We start from the raw sequence: 18139 nt of genomic DNA, 5'->3' as shown, positions 1-18139 counted from the left end.
ACCGGGCGCGCACCGAACTGCTCGACCTGTTCACCCGGTTGCGGCCCCTGCTCAGCCCGGCGGCCCGCGCCGCCTGCCACACCGTCCTCCGCACCGGGAACACCGCGCACCCCGAATCCCCCGAGGCTGCCGAGCAGGCCGAGGCCCTCGCCGCAGGACGGGCCGGGACCGTGGCGGTCCTCGGCCCGGGCGGCGTCGGCGGCCTGCTCGCGGCCCTGCTCGCCCGGGCCGGCCACCGGGTGATCTGCCTGGCCGGCGAGGAGACCGTACGGACCCTGCGCCGCGACGGACTGCGGGTGCGCAGCGCCCACTTCGGCACCTTCACCGCCCGGGTGGAGGCGGACACCGAGCTGCGCGAGCCGGTCGACCTGTGCCTGGTGACCGTCAAGCACACCGCCCTGGACGCCGCCCTGGAGCGGGTCCCGCCCGCCCTGGTCGGCGCCGGCCCGGTCGTCCCGCTGCTCAACGGCATCGAGCACCCGGACGCCCTGCGGCGGCGGTACGGCGCCGGGCGGGTCGCGGCGGGCGTGATCCGGGTGGAGTCCACCCGGATCGCCCCGGGCCTGATCGAGCACGGCAGCCCGTTCGCCGAGATCGACCTGGCGCCCCCGGCCGCCGGCCCCGACCCGGGGACCGCCGACCCGCTGGCCACCGCCGTCGCCCTGCTCCGTTCGGCCGGCGTCCGGACCCGGGTCGCCGGGGACGAACCCGCCGTGCTCTGGGCCAAGTTCGCCTTCCTGGCCCCGTTCGCGCTGCTCACCACCCGGTACCGGGAGCCGATCGGCCGGGTGCGGACCGAGCGGCGGACCGAGCTGGTGGCGCTGGTCGAGGAGGCCGCCGCGGTGGCCCGGGCCAGCGGCGCGCCCACCGACCCGGCGCGGACGCTGGCGCTGTACGACACCTTCCCGGCCGGGGCCCGGTCCTCGATGCAGCGGGACGCCGAGGCGGGCCGCCCGCTGGAGCTGGACGCCGTCGCCGGGGCCCTGCTCCGGGCGGCCGCCCGTCACCGCGTCCCAGTGCCCGGGGCCGCCCGGCTCACCGCGGAGCTGGAGTCGGCTCTGAACCCGCCGGCGCCGGGGGCCGGCTCGTGAGCACCACGAGCTGCCGGGTCGCCCTGGTCATGGCGACGTAGCGGTCGACCGCCCCTTCGACGCCGGTGCCGAACGCCTTCGGGTCGACCAGGACGACCAGGTCGAACTCCAGGCCCTTCGCCAGCTCCGGCGTCAGCGACCGCACCCGCGGGGTGTCCCGGAAGATGGGATCGCCGATGACGCAGGCGGTCCCGTCGGGGTGCGCGGCGAGCCAGCCGTCGAGGACCGGCCGCAGCTCGGCGGTGGAGCCGTGGAGCACCGGGATGCCGTTGCTCCGGATGGAGGTCGGCACGTTGGCGTCCGGAAGGGCGGCCCGGATGACCGGCGCGGCCTCGGCCATCACCTCCTCCGGCGTCCGGTAGTTGATGCTCAGTGAGGCCACGGTGACCCGGTCGAGGCCGATCCGCTCCAGCCGCTCCTGCCAGGACTCGGTGAACCCGTGCCGGGCCTGGGCACGGTCCCCGACGACGGTGAAGCTCCGGGAGGGGCAGCGCAGCAGCAGCATCCGCCACTCGGCGTCGGTGAGTTCCTGGGCCTCGTCCACGACCACGTGGGCGAACGGCCCGGCCAGCCGGTCCGGGTCGGCGGCGGGCAGGGCGGTCTCGTCGACCAGGGTGTCCTGGAGGTCCCGTCCGCGCAGCATGGTCACGGCGCCCTCGCCGTCGTCGTCGGCCTGGAGCAGGTGGTCGATGACCTCGGCCATGCGGGCGCGTTCGGCGGCGACGGCGGCCCGGTGCCGGACCTGCCGGCGGGCGGTCTCCGGGTCGCCGAGCCGCTGCCGGGCGGCGTCCAGCAGCGGCAGGTCGGACACCGTCCACGCCTGGGCGTCCGCCCGCCGCAGCCGCCGGACCTCCTCGGGGGCGAGCCAGGGCGCGCACATCCGCAGGTACGCGGGGACCGTCCACAGGTCGCCGACCAGGTCGGCGGCCTCGATCATCGGCCACGCTCGGTGGAGGGTGGTGACGAGGTCCTCGTCCTGCCGCAGCGACCTGCGGAACAGCTCGGGCGGCAGGTCCTCGTCCCCGTGCCGGTCCCGCAGGATCGCGACCAGTTCCTCCCAGACCTGCTCGCGCGCCTCGTTGTGCGGGGTGCCCGGGTCCGGCGCGTCGAAGGCGTCGGCCCAGTCCTCGGCGCTCAGCCAGAGGTCCCCCCAGTGGGTGGAGACCGTCATCCCCTCGGTGGGCGGCTGCTCGTAGAACCGGACGGCCGCCTCGATCGCCTTCACCATCTCCACCGAGGACTTCAGCCGCGCGACCTCCGGGTCGCCCTCCGGCACCGCTCCCGCCCCCTCGGCGACCAGGTCGCGCACCGTACAGGTCTGCACGCCCTCCTCACCGAGGCTCGGCAGCACGTCCGCGACGTAGTCCAGGTACGGCTGGTGCGGGCCGACGAACAGCACACCGCCCCGGCGGTGGCCCAGCCGCGGATCGGCGTAGAGCAGGTGGGCGGCGCGGTGCAGGGCGACGACGGTCTTGCCGGTCCCCGGGCCGCCGTCGACGACCAGGGCACCGCGGGAGCCGGCCCGGACCACGGCGTGCTGGTCGGCCTGGATGGTGGCGAGCACGTCCCGCATCCGCGCCGAACGGGCGTCGCCCAGACCGGCGATGAAGGCCGACTGGTCGTCGAGGGCGGCGTTCCCCTCGACCGCGTCGGCGGTGAACACCTCGTCCCAGTAGTCGGTGATCCGGCCGCGGGTCCAGCGGTACCGGCGGCGGCTCACCAGGCCCATCGGGTCGGCGTGGGTCGCCGCGAAGAACGGCTCCGCCGCCGGGGAACGCCAGTCGACCAGCAGCCGCCGGCCGTCGCGGTCGGTCAGACCGAGGCGTCCGATGTACAGCGGCTCGGAGCCGTCCGCGCTCACCACGTGCCCGAGGCACAGGTCCAGACCGAAGCGGCGCAGCGCGCGCAGCCGTCCGGTCAGCCGGTGGACCTCGACGTCGCGGTCCATCGCGTCCCGGCCGGCGCCGCCGGGTGCCCGGCGGACGGCGTCGAGCCGGTCGGTCAGCTCGGCGATCGCCCGGTCGAGGCTCTCCGCGACGGCCGCGAACTGCCGTTCGTCGCGGGCGGTCAGCGCCGGGTCCGCCTTGGCGGCGAGGTGGTCGGGCAGGTCGAACGCACGGGTGGTCAGGGGGTTCATGGCAGGCTCCGGTGCCGCTGGCTCGACGGGGGACGCAGACGAAGGCCGGACGAAGTCCACTGAAGGTCGCAAAACTCTCGTTTCCGCAGGTTCCGGTATCGGCCTGCGATTGTGCGGCACGGTGGGGGCCTTGCCGCAAGACCCCCCGTGCGCTATACGTTGAGAGTGGCAAGGAGTTCATGCACTCCTTGCCTTCGCCATGTCCGGGCCCCGCGAACGCAATCAGGCGGGCGAGTCAGGCGCGCGTGGGGGCACCTCCTGGCCGAAGGCTGGGGAGAACTGCGCGAACAACCCTCGCCGCACAGTCAGATCGCGGCACCTGCAACTCACCCTCGTGAGAGCGCCGTACGGCGCCGCACCTCCCGCCTTCGCGCAGTTCCCCGCGCCCCCTACGGGTTTACCCGCTTGCGCTACGACGTCGCGGGCGGCGGGGCGTAGACCAGGAGGCCCTGGGGGGCCTTGGCGAGCAGGATGCGGTCCGGGGCGGGGAGGGCCTCGCCGTCCAGGGTGAGGTGGTCGACTCCGTCGAGGCCGTCGAGGGCGATGCTGCGCAGGCGGGCGGCGCGGTAGACGGGGGTGCGGTCGAGCGAGCCGGTGAGGAAGGCGAAGACCAGGCGGGTACGGGCGAGGCGGTGTCCGGCGTCGACCACGCGGACGTCCAGCAGGCCGTCCTCGAGGCTGTCCCGTCCGCTGGGGGCCATCCCGCGCAGCCGGTACCGCCCGTTGCCGGCGAAGACCAGCCAGACCCGTCGCCGGACGCCGGCGATCTCGACCTCGGCAGGCCGGGCGGCGGGGAGCAGACGGGCGACGGCGAGGGCCAGCGCCGGCCACTTGCCGATCCGGCCCTCCCACTGCTCGCGCAGGCGGACCAGGTCGGGGTAGATCCCGATGCTGAAGGTGTTGACGAAGACCCGGCGGTGGTCGGGCCCGCCGCCGTCGGTGAGCACGCCGAGGTCGACGGCGACGCCGCGGCCGGTCTGTACGGCGTGGGCGACGGCCGCGAAGTCCTCGGCGCCGAGGTCGGCGGCGAAGTGGTTGAGGGTGCCGCCGGGGAAGACGGCGAGCGGCAGGGCGTGCTCCTCGGCGATGGCGGCGGCCAGGTTGACCGAGCCGTCGCCGCCGCAGACGCCGAGTGCGCCGCCCTCGGCGCGGGCCCGTTCGGCGGCCCGGCGCAGCAGGTCGGCCAACTCCTCGCCGTCGCGGGCGACCTGGGTGTCGGAGCGGGGCAGCAGGGCCTTGAGGCCGAGTTCGTCGGGGCTGGAGGCGTCCTGGTCGACGGGGGTGGGGTCCGCGGGGCCCGTCTCGCCGGCGCCGGCGTTGAGCACGATGTGGAGGCCGGCGCCGCCGGGGAGGGCGGGCAGTTCGGCCGGCTGGGCGGTGGCGGGTCCGGTGGCCGGGGGGTGGGTGGGGAGGACCCGCTTGAGGGTGGCGGCGACGGCGAATCCGAGGGTGGCTCCGGCGAGGACGTCACCGGGGTAGTGGGCGCCGACGTAGATCCGGGAGGCCATCACGGCGAGGGCGAAGGGGGCGACGGCGAGGCCGAGCGCGGGCGACTCCAGGCCGACGCCGAGCGCGAAGGCCGCGGCCGAGGCGGAGTGGCCGGAGGGGAAGGAGGTGGTGATCGGCTGCCGGGTGAGGTGCCGTACGCCGGGGACGTGGTCCAGCAGCGGGCGGGGCCGCCGGGTGGCGCGTTTGGCCACCACGTTGGCCAGCACGGAGGCGACCGCGAGCGAACCCACCCCGCGCAGGGCGGCGCGGCGGGCCCGCGGACGGCCCGTCAGCGCCATGCCGAGGGCCGCGGCGTTCCACAGCACGCCGTGGTTGGCGGCGCGGCTGAGCCGTGGGAGGAACCGTTCCGCCCCGGCGAGTTCGGCCTGCGCGACCCGGGTGAACAACCTGCGGTCCAACTGGTCCAAGACGTCCATGGGCCGAAACTATCCCGTCCGGCGCCGTGGCACGGCCTGGTGCGGTCCGAGCGGTCCTCCGGTGTCACCCCGTCCGCCCGGGGAACCGGCCCGGCGGCCGGACACGCCGGGCGACGGTTCGTGTCGGAGGGTCACCACGCGGGCCGGGGTGCGGAAGAATGCCCGGGGTGAACACGACCGACCGGACCGGACCGCGGGGCCTCAGTTCCCTGATCCCCGTACAGGCCCCCACCACCGCCGGGCAGCGCGCCGCCGCGCAGATGCTGGGGCTGCGCGAGGTCACCCTGCCCGCCGCGGTGGTCTCGGCGGCCGCGGAGCTGCTCGCCGAACACCTGGACGATCCCGACCCGGTCACCCGCGAGGCGACCGCCGTGGTGCTGGCCCGCCTCCGGGCGGCGGTGGGTCCCGAGCAGCCGCAGGACGGAGCGACCGGCAGCACCGGCCCCGACCGGTGATCCGGGCGGCCACCCGGGCGGTCCTGCCGTCGGCGGCGTGACCACCGACGGGGACGGGCGGTTGGTCCGGCGTGACCGATCCCGCGCATACCGGCCGGCCGTCCGCCGCCCGTACCCCCTGGCCGCTCGCCCATCCGCTGCTCGGCGCCCTCTCCCGGGCCGGGGTGCCGATGGCCCCCGGGGACGTCGACCAGGTGGGCAGGGCGTCGGCCCTCGGCCCGGAGTTCGTCCACGCGCTGGCCCGCTGGATCCGCGCCGCCCACGCCGGCGCCCCACCGGCCGCGACCTCCCCGCCGACCCCGGCGGCGGCACCGCTACGCCCCACGCCGCCCCCGCCCGCCTCCCCGGCCTCCCCGGCTTGCCCGGACCGGCCTCAGGGCACCCCGGTGGACCACCGGCGAGCCGGCTGAACATCTCACTCATCAAGTCTCTCATTCATTGAGATACCATCACGGGCGTCCACTCCCCCGCGTCCCGAAGGGCTCGCCATGCTCTCCACCGGACGGGGCCCGCGCCCGCTGGTCCCCGTGCTCCTCCTGCTGGTCTGGCTCGGCCTCGGCGGAGCCCTCGGCCCGTTCGCCGGGAAGCTCGCCGAGGTCGCCACCAACGACCGCGCCGCCTTCCTGCCCGCGAGCGCCGAATCCACCGAGGCGGCCGCGCTCGGCCGGAGCTTCGAGACCGCCGACACCCTGCCGGTGATCGTGGTCTGGGAGAGCCGCGGGGGCGCGGTGGACGCCGAGCAGCGGCAGGCCGCCGCCGAGGCGGTGACCGCGGCCGGCGCGGTGCCCGGCGCGACCGGCCGGGTCTCGCCGGTGCTGCCGGCCGAGGACGGGCGTGCCCTGCGCGCCGTCGTTCAGCTCCGCTCGGACCTCGGTCCGGAGACCGCCGACAGCGTCCGCGAGATCCGGGCCCTGGCCGAGCGGGTGCCCCGAACCACCGTCGGCCTGGCCGGTCCGGCGGCGCTGCTGGCCGACCTGTCCGGGGCGTTCGCCGGGATCGACGGCCTGCTGCTCGCGGTGGCCCTCGGCGTGGTGCTGGTGATCCTGCTGGCCGTGTACCGCAGCCTCCTGCTGCCGCTGGTGGTGATCGTCGGGGCGGTGCTCGCCCTCGGCACCGCCTGCGCGGCCGTGTACGCGCTCGCCGCCCGCGGGGTGCTCCGGGTGGACGGCCAGATCCAGGGCCTGCTGTCGATCCTGGTGATCGGCGCGGCGACCGACTACGCGCTGCTGCTCGCGGCCCGGTTCCGCGAGGAACTCCCGCGCCACGACGACCGGTTCGCCGCGATGCGGACCGCGTGGCGGCGCTCGCTGGAGCCGATCGCCGCCTCCGGGGCGACGGTGGCCCTGGGACTGCTGGTGCTGCTGCTGTCCGACCTGACCAACAACCGGGCGCTCGGCCCGGTCGGCGCCATCGGCATCGCCTGCGCCGTGCTCTCGACGCTCACCTTCCTGCCCGCCGTCCTGGTCCTGCTCGGACACGCCGCGTACTGGCCGTCCCGGCCGGTCGGCGCGGAGCCCGCGCACGGCGTCTGGCGGCACGCCGCCGCCCTGGTCGGCCGCCGCCCACGGGCCACCTGGGCCGCCGGAACCGTGCTCCTCGGCGTCCTGGCCGCCTTCGCGCCGACCCTGGACGCCCGCGGGGTGCCGCAGACCGAACTGTTCATCGGCGAACAGCCCTCGGTCACCGCCCAGCGGCTGCTCTCCGCGCACTTCCCCGGCGGCTCCGGCAACCCGGCCGTGGTGATCGCCTCCGCCGACCGGGCCGAGGAGGTGGCCGCGGCGGCCCGGGCGGTCCCGGGCGTGGCCGCCGTCCAGCCCTACACCGCCGGCGGGGCGCCCGGCCCGGCCACCGTGGCCGACGGCCGGGTCCGGCTGGACGCCACCCTCGCCGACCCGGCCGACAGCGACGCCGCCGTGGCCACCGTCCGGCACCTGCGGGCCGCCGTGCACGCCGTCCCGGAGGCGCACGCCCTGGTCGGCGGCTCCACCGCCCAGCAGGACGACACCCGCGACACCGCGCGCCACGACCGGACGGTGATCGTCCCGGTGGTGCTGCTGTGCATCCTGGCGGTCCTGGTCCTGCTGCTGCGCTCGCTGCTCGCCCCGCTGCTGGTGATCGCCACCGTGGCACTCTCGTACCTGGCCACGCTCGGCGTCTCGGCGCTGGTCTTCCCGCACCTGTTCGGCTTCACCGCCACCGACCCCTCCGTGCCGCTGTACGGGTACGTGTTCCTGGTCGCGCTCGGCGTGGACTACAACATCTTCCTGATGACCCGGGTCCGCGAGGAGTCGCTGCGCCTGGGCACCCGGGCGGGGGTGCTGCGCGGGCTGACCGCGACCGGCGGGGTGATCACCTCGGCGGGCGTGGTGCTGGCGGCGACCTTCGCCGCACTGGGGGTCGTGCCGCTGGCGTTCCTCGCGCAGATCGCGTTCATCGTGGCGTTCGGCGTCCTGCTGGACACCCTGCTGGTCCGCTCCCTGGTGGTGCCGGCCCTGGTCCACGACCTCGGCGACCGCACCTGGTGGCCGGCCCGCCGGACGACCCCGGAGCCGGCCCCGGTGCACCGCGAGCCGGAGACGGTCCGCTAGGGCTTGGCCGTACCCTCCGGCCACACCAGCCCCGCCACCGACAGCGCACCCCACCCCACCGACACCACCACGGCCATCACCCGGTGCCGCCGCGCGGGCAGCGCCGTGGCCAGCAGGGCGGCGTCGCCGAGGTCGGAGGCCACCCGGACCAGGGCCGCGGTGCGCAGGCTCGAACGGTCCGGGGCCAGCAGCATGGCCAGACCGCAGGCGGCGTCCCGGAGGACGAGCGGGCGGATGCAGGTGTCGACCCCCGGCAGTGACGCGCCGTCCGGGCCGGTCAGCCCGGACGGCCGGGCCAGCCACCCGGGGCGCAGCGTGACGGCCACGCCGTAGGCGGCGGTCGCGGCACCGACGAGGCGGAGCAGGTTCTGGTTCATCCGGGCGCATCTCCCATCCGGGGCGTGGACCGCCCACCGGAGCGTTCCCGCCGCCCGGTCGTCCGCCCGCCCCGGTCGCCCGGGTGGCGGAACGGCGTCGGAGCAGCGACGGAACAGCGGGCGGCGCCCCCGGGACGAGACCCGGGGACGCCGTCGCGGAACCGTCCCGACGGACGGTGTCACCAGTAGTGGCTCCGGCCGCCCACGGCGTGCCCCACAGCCCCCGCCAGCCAGAGCACCGCGCCGATGAGGACCAGGACGACCCCGAGTGTCCAGAGGATCGCGATGTTCGCGACCAGTCCGATGACCAGCAGGATGACTCCCAGGATGATCACAGTCCACCTCCGTTGGTGAGCGGCCGCCTCCGGGCGCCCGTACCGGTGCCCGGCGACCGCCGGGCGTCCCACGGAACTGCGGCTACCCCGCGTAGCGGAACCCAATCGGCCGCCGTATCAGCCACCGCCCGGCCCGTCGGCGAGCCGCGGCGACACCGGGTGGTCGGCCGCCGCCCACCGGACGGTCCGGAACTGTTCGCCCGCCGGTCCTTATCCGCGGACGGCCGCTCTTCCTACGCTCCCGGTGACCGGCGCACACACCCCTGGCGCCGGGCCTCCCGCTCGACCCGAGGAGCGACCGTGGACCGTCGTGGCGTCCCCCGGCACCCCGCCCCATCCGCCTGTACCGGCCGCACCGCCCGTATCGCCGGCGCCGCCCGTATCGCCGGGGCCGCTCGGCCCCGTCCGCCGGCCGGTCAGCAGCCGGCGATGTGCGGGTGGAGGCGGGTCAGCATGCCGGTGAACTGGACGCGTTCGGCGGGGGTGAGCGGCGCCAGCAGCTCGTCCTCGACGGCCAGCAGGTCGGCGCGGACCTCCGCCAGCGCGGCCCGGCCGGCCGGCGTCAGGTCCGCCTCGACCCGGCGGCGGTCCCCGGCGGGACGGGTGCAGCTCACGTACCCGGCCGCAGCGAGGTCGTCCACCGTCTTGGCGATGTCGCTCGCACCGATCTCCAGCAGCTCGGCGAGCTCGCGCTTGGCGTACGGGCCGGAGTCCTCCAGGGCCCCCATCACCAGCACGTGCCACAGCCGCAGGCGGCGCTCGGCGGCCGCCTGGGCCAGCCGTCCGCGTGCCGCCCGGCCGGTTCGGGACAGCAGATAGGTCGTCAGGTTCAGCACAAAGGTAAGGCTAACCTCACCAACCCCGTGGCGGGAAGGGAACCCCCTTCCCCCCTCCGAACCGACGAAGGATCACCGCCCATGCGCACCCTCCGCACCGCCCGCCCCCGCCACTATCTGATGTGCCGCCCCACCCACTTCGACGTGGTCTACTCCATCAACCCGTGGATGGACCCCCGGCGGGCCGTGGACACCGCCCTCGCCGTCCGCCAGTGGGAGCGGCTCCGCGAGGTCTACCTGGACCTCGGGCACACCGTGGAGCTGATCGACCCGGCGCCCGGCCTGCCCGACATGGTCTTCGCCGCCAACGGCGCCACCGTGATCGACGGACGCGCCCTGGTCGCCCGGTTCCGGGACGCCGAACGCGCCGCCGAGGCCCCCGCGTACGCCGAGTGGCTGCGAGGCCACGGCTTCGCCGACCTGAGGACCGCCGAGCTGGTCAACGAGGGCGAGGGCGACTACCTCCTCGCCGGCGAGCACCTGCTGGCCGGCACCGGCTTCCGCAGCGACCCCCGCTCCCACGCCGAGGCCGGCGACTTCTTCGGGCGCGACGTGGTCAGCCTGACCCTGGTCGACCCGAACTACTACCACCTCGACACCGCGCTCGCCGTCCTCGACGACGCGACCATCGCCTACTACCCGCCGGCCTTCTCGGCCGACAGCCGGTCCGTCCTGGAGCGGCTCTTCCCCGACGCCGTGATCGCCGGCGACGCCGACGCCAAGGTCTTCGGCCTCAACGCCGCCTCCGACGGCCGCCACGTCGTCCTCCCGCAGGACGCCACCGCCCTCGCCGACCAGCTCCGCAACCGCGGCTTCCACCCCATCGGCCTCGACCTCTCCGAACTCCTCAAGGCCGGCGGCAGCATCAAGTGCTGCACCCTCGAACTCCGTCCGGCGCCCTGACCCGGCGGCCCCCACCTCACGCAGCACCTCACCCGACCGCACTCGACACCGCCACTTGCCCGCCCCACTCCCCGGGGACACGCTGGTGGAAGCGGGCCCGCCGCCCCCGCGGCGCGCCCCCGGCACGGCCACCACCGGAGGTGCGAGATGCAGAACCACTGGGACGTGGAACTCAGCTTCGAGGAGGACGGCACGCACACCTCGTGCGAGGCCCGCCTCATCGGCCAGGGCGCACCGGGGCTGAGCGGACACGGCGCGTCACTGCGCAGCCTCGCCGACCGCCCGGCGCCCCGGATCGGCGAGGAACTCGCCGCGGCCCGGGCTCTGGAGGAGCTCTGCCGCAACCTCCGCAGCCAGGCCAACGGCGACATCAACGACGCCGCCATGCGGCCCGGCTACCTCAACTACTGACCCCCACACCCCCGATCCCGCCCGGCCCGCCGCCCAGGCCCCGCACCGGCCCCGGGGTCCCCGAGCCGCGCCCCCTCCCCCCCACTCCCCCACCCCCGCCGAATCGCCCAACTCCCTTTCCCCACCCGTCGATCCACCCGTGCACGCCTCTGGCCCCCCACCGCCGCCGTCGCGATAATGAGCATGCCAGCGACCGGTTCGCCAACGGGGGGACGCACACGTGCACCTGACCGACACTCCGATCAGCAGACGCACCTTCACCCGCTCGCTCCTCGCCACCGCCCTCGCCGGCACCGGCGCCCTGACCGCCGCCACCCCGACACCGGCCGTCCAACTCCCCTCCGGAGCCGACTGGTTGAGCACTCTCCCGGCCGACTCCCGGCTCGCCCGGCTGAGCATCCCGGGCACCCACGACAGCTGCGCCCTGTACGGCGCCCCGCTGGCGCAGACCCAGACGCTCTCGCTGCCCGACCAGTTCGCGGCGGGCGTCCGGTTCCTGGACATCCGCTGCCGGGCCATCGACGGCGTGTTCGCGATCCACCACGGGTCGGTGTTCCAGAAGATCTTCTTCGGCGACGTGCTCAACCAGTGCCAGGACTTCCTGTACCGGCACCCGGGCGAGACCGTGCTGATGCGGGTGAAGCAGGAGTACTCGGGCGTGCCCGACGCCGACTTCGGCGCCATCTTCGCGGGCTACCGCAACCGCTGGCCGGGCCTGTTCTGGACCGAGGACCGCATCCCGCAGCTCGGCGAGGTCCGCGGCCGGGTCGTCCTGATCGCCGACAACTCCGCACTCCCGGGCATCCGTTGGGGCGGCCCGCGGACGGACATCGAGGACGACTACGACATCGGCACCATCTTCGAGCTGTACTCCCGCAAGTGGCCCGAGGTCTCCGCCCACCTGGACGCGGCCCGCGCCGCCACCGACCCGCAGCGGCTCTTCCTCACCTTCACCTCCAGCTCCGGCTGGGGCCTGTGGCCCCGCCAGGCGGCCGACGCGATCACCCCCAGGCTGACCGGCCACCTCTCCTCCCTCGACCCCGCCACCCGCCCGGTCCTGGGCACCGTCCCCATGGACTTCGTCACCCCGGACCTCCTCCGCCGCGTCTGGTCCCTCAACTTCCCCGCCTGACCACCCCCGGTCCACCCGTCCGACCCGCCCCCGCCCCTCAGGGCGCGGCGGGCCGGCGGTCACCCGTGCGACACGGGAGGTCACGCTGTGCCGAGGCCGGTTTCCGCCTGGCGGTCGGGGGAGGGGGCCGCCGGGGGTGGGATGCGATGATGCGGGTTCCGCCCCGGAGGCGGACCTCCGCCGACAGGCCGCACCCATCCCTCAGCGGCCACCGGGCACGCGGCGGGGTCCGAGCTGCGCAACCCAGCAGCGCCGGCGGCGCTCTTCCCCTTTTCCTCCCTCGAGAAGAGTGCCATGCACACCCTCATCCCTGTACGAACCATGGCCGCGTTCGGCGTCGGCGGCCTGCTGCTGTGCGGCTGCGGCAGCTCCGGCTCGTCCTCCGACCAGACGGCTTCCGAACTCCGTGCCCGCCTCCCGCAGTCGATCCGGAACGCCGGCGTGCTGAGGATCGCCTCCGACCTCGACTACCCGCCCGTGGACTTCCGCATCGAGGGCGCCCCCGCCGGCCTGGACCCGGACCTCGCCGCCGCGATGGGCAAGTACCTCGGTCTGCGGACCGAGTTCGTCCACATGCCGTTCGACCAGGTGATCCCGGCCGTCCTGGACCGGAAGGTCGACCTGGCCATGTCGGCGGTGATCGACACCCGGCGCCGCCAGGAGGGCATCAACGACCGCCACGAGCAGGTCAACGCCGGGGTCGACTTCATCGACTACTTCCTGACCGGCACGTCGATCCTGGTGAAGGCCAACAACCCGCTGAACGTCACCGGGCTGGACAGCCTCTGCGGCCGGACCGTCGCCGTGCAGCGCGGCACCATCCAGGCCGAGCTGGCCGACCGGCAGATCGCGGCCTGCCAGAAGGTCAACAAGCCGCTGCAGGTCCACCCGCTGGACACCGACGACCAGGCGCAGGCCGAGGTGGCCTCCGGGGCCGCCGCCGCCGATCTGAACGACTACCCGGTCGCGGTGTACAACACCGGCCCCGACCGCGGCGGCCGGTTCCGGATGGTCGGCGCGTACGTGCAGTCCAGCCCGTACGGGATCACGCTCAACAAGCAGAACGCGGCGCTGCGCGACGTGCTGGCCAAGACCCTGGACCAGCTGATCCGCAACGGCGAGTACGACAGGATCCTGGCCAAGTGGGGCGTGCAGCGCGGCGCGGTCACCAGTGCGGTGGTCAACGGCGGGCTGTAGACACGGCGATCCCCGGCGGTCTCGCGCCGCGTCCGGAGTCCTCGGCCGTCGCTGGGACGTTCCGGTGCGGTGCGGACCCGCCGGGGGTCTGGCCGAAGCCTGGACCAGGGTCGCTCGGACGGACGGCGAACGTCTTCACCGACGGTGCGGCTCTCTCCGGTGTTCCGGTGTACTGACCAGTCTCCTCCCTTTTCCTCGCAGGTCAAGGCCCCTTCCCGCAACCACGCGAGGGGGTGGGATCAGCCGATCTCCACCGGCGCCCGTACCAGCGACCCGTACTCGGTCCAGGAGCCGTCGTAGTTCCGCACGTCCGGGTAGCCGAGCAGCTCGGTGAGCGCGAACCAGGTGTGCGAGGACCGCTCGCCGATCCGGCAGTACGCGACCACCGCGCGGTCGGGGGTGACCCCCTTGGCCTCGTACAGGGCGCGCAGCTCGTCCGCGGACTTGAAGGTGCCGTCCTCGTTGGCCGCCTGCGACCAGGGGATGTTGACCGCGCCCGGGATGTGGCCGGGCACCTGCGCCTGCTCCTGCGGCAGGTGCGGTGGAGCCAGCCGCTCCCCCCGGTACTCCTCCCCGGAACGGACGTCCACCAGGGCGGCGTCGGTGCCGATCATGGCGAGCACGTCGTCGCGCAGTGCGCGGAACTCCGGCCGCTCCACGCCGCCGACCCGGTAGCCGGTGTGCTGGTAGTCCATGACCTCCCTGGTGAGCGGACGGCTCTCCAGCTCCCACTTCTTGCGGCCGCCGTCCAGCAGTTTGACCTGCTCGAAGCCGCGCAGCCGCAGCAGCCAGAAGGCGTACGCGGCGAACCAGTTGTCGTTGCCGCCGTACAGCACGACGGTGGTGTCCTCCTCCACGCCGGCCGCCGAGAGCAGCCGGCCCAGTTCCTCCCGGTCGATGTAGTCGCGGCCGACCTCGGTGTGCAGGTCGGTGGTCCAGTTCCAGCCGACGGCGCCGGGGATGTGCCCCCGCTCGTACGCGGCGCTGTCCTCGTCCACCTCGGCGACCCGTACGGTGCCGTCGGTCAGGTGGGCGGCCAGCCAGTCGGTGGAGACCAGGGTGTCCGGGTGCGCGTAGCCGTTGGTGCTCATCGAAGGTCGCCTCTCTCTGCTCTGCCTGCCGTCGCTCCGCTGTCCGTCGTCCCCCACGGGTCGGCTCCCACCGGCCGTCCGCCCCGCCGGCCGGTCAGTGCACCTCCAGCTCCCGGCGGGCGGCCGGGTTGCAGCCGTACCCGCCCGCGTTCCAGGGGGCGGTGAGCGGCTGGGTGCGCCCCTCGGCGTCGGTGGCCCGGACGGTCACGGTGTGCACGCCCGTGGTCCCCGGCGTCCAGCGCAGGCTCCAGGGCGTCCAGCCGTACGGTCCGCCCGGGGCCTCCAGGTCGGCTGCCCGCCACTCCCCCCGGTCGATCCGCACCTCCACCCGCACCACCGCGGCGCCGCCCCCGGACCACGCGCGGCCGCGCAGCACGTTCTCCTCGCCGGCCCGCAGCGGGGCTCCGGGGGCCGGTTCGGTCAGCAGCGCCCTGACCCGGAGCTCGGCGACCGGCCCCTCGGGCGTGCCGCGCGACTCCCGGTAGACGTAACTCCCGCCCTGGAAAGGCCCGTTGAACGGCTCGACCACGGCCCGGACGCCGACCAGCCACTTCACCCCGGCCACTCCGTACCGGCCGGGCACCACCAGCCGGACGGGTGCGCCGTGGCGGCGGGTGAGCGGTTCGCCGTTCATCCGGGTGGCCAGCAGGGTGTCCGGGTGCAGGGCCGCCGCGACCGGCAGCGCCCGCTCGAAGGGGGTGTCCCGGCCGTCCACCTCGCCGGAGTCGGCGCCGGTGAACACCAGCTCCACCGCCTCCGCCCGCACCCCGGCCGGGCCGAGGACCGCCGCGAGCGGCACCCCGGCGAACCGGGCGCAGCCCACCGCGTGCTCGCCCCAGGGCACCCCGGGCGGTCGCGGTTCCATCAGCGCGCGGCCGTTGCCGGCGCACTCCAGCACCACCTCCACCTCCCGGGCGCCCTCGCGGTCGGCGAGGGCGAGCAGCTCCCGGTGGGAGAGGCGGTACGGGCGGTCCACGGCGCCGTCGACGGTCAGCCGCCACGTCGCGGGGTCGATGGTGGGGACGCCGAAGTGGTCACGGACGAAGAAGGCGTCGACCGGCGTCAGCCGCGGTACGAGGGCGGCGGGCGGGGTCTCGGCGTTGTACGGCTCCTCGGTCACCGTCCGGGGCCGCCATCCGGTCACGGCGCACACCCGCCCCCGCCGACGGCCCCCACCCCACAGGGGCCGTCACCCGACCGGAACCGCGATCCACTCACCTCGCCGCCGCTTTCTCCCCGAACAGTTCGAATCTACTCCTGGGGGCGGGAACGCACCCCTTCCCGCCGGCGCCGGCGGCTCAGCCCTCCGGCGGTCGCCTTGGCACGGTGAGGGTGAACACCGCCCTGGGCCCGTCGGAGACGGTCAGGGTCGCCCGGTGGAGCCGGGCGTTCTCCAGCGCGATGGCCAGGCCCAGACCGTTCCCGGAGCCGCCGCGGTCGCGGGCCGTGGCGGCCCGGGAGCGGTCCCCGACCGCGGTCGCCCGGGCGCGGTCGCCGCGTACGAACCGGTCGAAGACCCGCTCGCGGAGGTCCGCGGGCACGCCCGGCCCGTGGTCCGCGACCCGGACGGCGACCGTGTCCGCGGTACCGGAGACGGTCACCTCCACGGGGGCGGAGCCGTGCCGCAGGGCGTTGGAGACCAGGTTGCCGACGACGGTGTGGATACGGCGCGGGTCGACCTCGGCGCCGGTGTCGCCTTCGGCGCGGACGGACACGGCCGCGGGGTCCTCGCAGTGGGCGGCCACGTCGGCCACCAGGTCGGCGAGGTCGATCGGCTGCGGCAGCAGGACCGCCTCGCCGGCGTCCAGACGGGAGATCTCCAGCAGGTCCTCGGTGAGCGCGGCCAGCCGGCGGAGCTGGGGGGCGATCAGGACGGCGGCGCCGTCCCGGGTGGCGGGGTTGTCCAGGGCGGCGGCGGCCGCGAGGAGGGAGGCGGTCGGGGTGCGCAGCTCGTGGCTGACGTCCGCGACGAACCGGCGCTGGCGCTCCTCGTGCCGGGTGAGTTCGTCGATGGTGTCGGAGAGCCGGGCGGCCATCAGGTTGAACGAGGTGCTCAGGTCGGCCAGTTCGTCCCGTCCGGTGACCGGCAGGCGGACCGTCAGATCGCCCTCGCCGAGCGCCCGGGCGGCCGCGCCCGCCGCGCGGACCGGCCGCTGCACCCGCCCGGCGATCCACCACGCGAGCAGGGCGCCGATCGCCACGGTCGCCGCGTCGACCAGCAGCAGGCCGCGCAGGTGAGCGGCCGCCTCATCCTCCACCGGCCCGAGGCCGTGGTACTCCAGGGCCACCACGGGCGCGCCGGGGTACGGGTCGCCGGGGCCCTGGCGGCCCACCTCGCCGCCGATGACGAGCGCCTCGCCGTCCGGCGAGCGAATGACCTTCAGGTGCTTCTCGTCCATCAGCGACAGGGGGTACTCGGTGGCCGTGAAACCCGTGGGGTCGGCGAAGTCGAGCTGGACGCCGACGTTCCCCGCGATGACCGCCGTCGCCTCCCGGGACGCCAACCACTCGGACGGGTCCACCGCGGGGTCCGGGCGTTCGAACGGCGGCGGGTCGGCCAGCGTGTACCCGGCGCCGTCGGCGGTCGGCTTCAGCAGGTACACCGCGAACGTGTTGAACTTCCGGACGGCGAGCGCCTCCCTGGCGTTGGCGAGGGCGGTGCGTTTGTTCCCCTCCCGGACGCTGTTGATCGCCGACGTCAGGTCCGAGAGGGTGCTGGAGAGCGCCCGGGCGCGGAAGTCGTGCTCGGCACTGTCCCGGAGCACCCGGTAGCTGACCACCGACAGCAGCAGTCCCGGCACCAGCAGGGCGAGCAGGATCGTGGCGGCGATCCTGCCGCGCAGTCCGACCCGGCGCCTCACGGGAGGTCCAGCCGGTAGCCGACGCCGCGGACGGTGGTGATCAGCCGGGGGCGGGCCGGGTCCTCCTCGGTCTTGGCGCGCAGCCGCCAGACGCAGGCGTCCACGATCCGCGAATCGCCGAGGTAGCCGTACTCCCAGACCCGGTCCAGCAGGAGCTGACGTGTCATCACCTGGCCGGGGTGGAGGGACAATTCGAGGAGCAGCCGGAGCTCGGTCGGGGTCAGGTCCACCGGTGCGCCGTGGCGGGTGACGGCCATCGCCCGGGTGTCGACCCGGACGGCGCCCAACTCCACGACCCCGGGCGGGGCGCCGGCGCCGTCCTGCGGGGTGAACCGCCGCAGCACCGCCTTGATCCGGGCGTCGAGCACCCTCGGCTCGACCGGCTTGGCCACGTAGTCGTCCGCGCCGCACTCCAGCCCGGCGACGATGTCCACCGGCTCGGAGCGGGCGGTGAGCATGATGACCGGGGTGGTGCCGGCCCGGCGGATCCCCCGGCAGACCTCGAACCCGTCCATCCGCGGCATCATCACGTCCAGCACCACGCAGTCGATGCGCGGCCCGTCGGCCACCCGCTCCAGTGCCTCCGGCCCGTCGGGTACGCCGACCACCTCGTGCCCGAGGCCGGACAGCGCGAGGTCCAGTGCCTCCCGCAGCCCGGCGTCGTCCTCCACGAGCAGTACGCGTGCCATGTTCGCCCCCTCTTCCTCTCCGATGATCACCACTGATCGTCCACGCAGCGTGCCGGGAGCACATGTGCGGCGCATGTGGACTCTGTCACCGGACGGCAACAGGCGGGACTC

At 75.1% G+C, this 18139-nt stretch carries 17 protein-coding genes; 8 read left to right on the top strand and 9 right to left on the bottom strand.

Features of this window, described 5'->3' with window-relative positions:
- Positions 1-170: 170 nt before the first annotated feature.
- Positions 171-1091: a ketopantoate reductase family protein gene (locus tag ABWK59_RS29535; protein ID WP_354645146.1), complete on the top strand. Its 921-nt coding sequence runs from the start codon at positions 171-173 to the stop codon at positions 1089-1091.
- Here the strand turns inward: ABWK59_RS29535 and helR are convergent.
- Both helR and ABWK59_RS29525 read right to left on the bottom strand, forming a co-directional pair.
- A complete protein-coding gene (gene helR / locus ABWK59_RS29530) occupies positions 1036-3228 on the bottom strand; it encodes an RNA polymerase recycling motor ATPase HelR (protein WP_354643695.1) in 2193 nt (730 codons plus the stop codon). The two genes, ABWK59_RS29535 and helR, sit on opposite strands and share 56 nt — an antisense overlap.
- Before the next feature lie 410 nt (positions 3229-3638).
- Positions 3639-5153 (bottom strand): bifunctional phosphatase PAP2/diacylglycerol kinase family protein, encoded by a 1515-nt coding sequence (locus ABWK59_RS29525; protein WP_354643694.1) that lies wholly within the window; start codon positions 5151-5153, stop codon positions 3639-3641.
- A 167-nt stretch (positions 5154-5320) separates the two neighbouring features.
- Here ABWK59_RS29525 and ABWK59_RS29520 point away from each other — a divergent pair, with 167 nt between their 5' ends.
- The 3 genes from ABWK59_RS29520 (at position 5321) to ABWK59_RS29510 (ending at position 8196) form a co-directional block, all read left to right on the top strand.
- On the top strand, positions 5321-5608 hold the full coding sequence (locus tag ABWK59_RS29520; protein WP_354643693.1) for a hypothetical protein: 288 nt from the start codon (positions 5321-5323) through the stop codon (positions 5606-5608).
- 71 nt (positions 5609-5679) lie between these two features.
- Positions 5680-6018 (top strand): hypothetical protein, encoded by a 339-nt coding sequence (locus ABWK59_RS29515; RefSeq protein WP_354643692.1) that lies wholly within the window; start codon positions 5680-5682, stop codon positions 6016-6018.
- Between the two features lie 78 nt (positions 6019-6096).
- Positions 6097-8196: an MMPL family transporter gene (locus ABWK59_RS29510; protein ID WP_354643691.1), complete on the top strand. Its 2100-nt coding sequence runs from the start codon at positions 6097-6099 to the stop codon at positions 8194-8196.
- Here the strand turns inward: ABWK59_RS29510 and ABWK59_RS29505 are convergent.
- The 3 genes from ABWK59_RS29505 to ABWK59_RS29495 all read right to left on the bottom strand — a co-directional run bounded on the left by ABWK59_RS29505 (position 8193) and on the right by ABWK59_RS29495 (position 9744).
- On the bottom strand, positions 8193-8573 hold the full coding sequence (locus ABWK59_RS29505; RefSeq protein ID WP_354643690.1) for a hypothetical protein: 381 nt from the start codon (positions 8571-8573) through the stop codon (positions 8193-8195). The genes ABWK59_RS29510 and ABWK59_RS29505 overlap by 4 nt on opposite strands.
- A gap of 179 nt (positions 8574-8752) precedes the next feature.
- Positions 8753-8908 carry a DUF6131 family protein gene (locus tag ABWK59_RS29500; protein WP_354643689.1) on the bottom strand — a complete coding sequence of 52 codons (156 nt, stop codon included), beginning with the start codon at positions 8906-8908 and terminating at the stop codon, positions 8753-8755.
- A 416-nt stretch (positions 8909-9324) separates the two neighbouring features.
- The gene (locus tag ABWK59_RS29495) at positions 9325-9744 is read right to left on the bottom strand and encodes a MarR family winged helix-turn-helix transcriptional regulator (protein WP_354643688.1); all 420 of its coding nucleotides are present in this window, start codon (positions 9742-9744) and stop codon (positions 9325-9327) included.
- A gap of 81 nt (positions 9745-9825) precedes the next feature.
- Here ABWK59_RS29495 and ddaH point away from each other — a divergent pair, with 81 nt between their 5' ends.
- The 4 genes from ddaH (at position 9826) to ABWK59_RS29475 (ending at position 13387) form a co-directional block, all read left to right on the top strand.
- On the top strand, positions 9826-10647 hold the full coding sequence (ddaH, locus tag ABWK59_RS29490) for a dimethylargininase (protein ID WP_354643687.1): 822 nt from the start codon (positions 9826-9828) through the stop codon (positions 10645-10647).
- Positions 10648-10794: 147 nt separating this feature from the next.
- Positions 10795-11058, top strand: coding sequence for a dsRBD fold-containing protein (locus ABWK59_RS29485; RefSeq protein ID WP_354643686.1), 264 nt, complete (start codon positions 10795-10797; stop codon positions 11056-11058).
- 220 nt (positions 11059-11278) lie between these two features.
- Positions 11279-12190 carry a phosphatidylinositol-specific phospholipase C gene (locus ABWK59_RS29480; protein WP_354643685.1) on the top strand — a complete coding sequence of 304 codons (912 nt, stop codon included), beginning with the start codon at positions 11279-11281 and terminating at the stop codon, positions 12188-12190.
- 294 nt (positions 12191-12484) lie between these two features.
- Entirely contained in the window at positions 12485-13387 is a 903-nt protein-coding gene (locus tag ABWK59_RS29475) for an ABC transporter substrate-binding protein (protein WP_354643684.1), read from the top strand.
- A gap of 239 nt (positions 13388-13626) precedes the next feature.
- Here the strand turns inward: ABWK59_RS29475 and ABWK59_RS29470 are convergent, their stop codons facing one another.
- The 4 genes from ABWK59_RS29470 to ABWK59_RS29455 all read right to left on the bottom strand — a co-directional run bounded on the left by ABWK59_RS29470 (position 13627) and on the right by ABWK59_RS29455 (position 18028).
- On the bottom strand, positions 13627-14478 hold the full coding sequence (locus tag ABWK59_RS29470; RefSeq protein ID WP_354643683.1) for a sulfurtransferase: 852 nt from the start codon (positions 14476-14478) through the stop codon (positions 13627-13629).
- A gap of 94 nt (positions 14479-14572) precedes the next feature.
- Positions 14573-15622 carry a sulfite oxidase gene (locus tag ABWK59_RS29465; protein WP_354643682.1) on the bottom strand — a complete coding sequence of 350 codons (1050 nt, stop codon included), beginning with the start codon at positions 15620-15622 and terminating at the stop codon, positions 14573-14575.
- A 154-nt stretch (positions 15623-15776) separates the two neighbouring features.
- The gene (locus tag ABWK59_RS29460; protein ID WP_354643681.1) at positions 15777-17339 is read right to left on the bottom strand and encodes a HAMP domain-containing sensor histidine kinase; all 1563 of its coding nucleotides are present in this window, start codon (positions 17337-17339) and stop codon (positions 15777-15779) included.
- The gene (locus ABWK59_RS29455; protein WP_354643680.1) at positions 17336-18028 is read right to left on the bottom strand and encodes a response regulator transcription factor; all 693 of its coding nucleotides are present in this window, start codon (positions 18026-18028) and stop codon (positions 17336-17338) included. The genes ABWK59_RS29460 and ABWK59_RS29455 overlap by 4 nt, the downstream gene beginning before the upstream one ends.
- Between the last annotated feature and the right edge of the window lie 111 nt (positions 18029-18139).

The organism is Kitasatospora sp. HUAS MG31 (genome assembly GCF_040571325.1).
GTDB lineage: Bacteria > Actinomycetota > Actinomycetes > Streptomycetales > Streptomycetaceae > Kitasatospora > Kitasatospora camelliae.
This window is presented reverse-complemented; position numbering and strand designations above follow the sequence as displayed.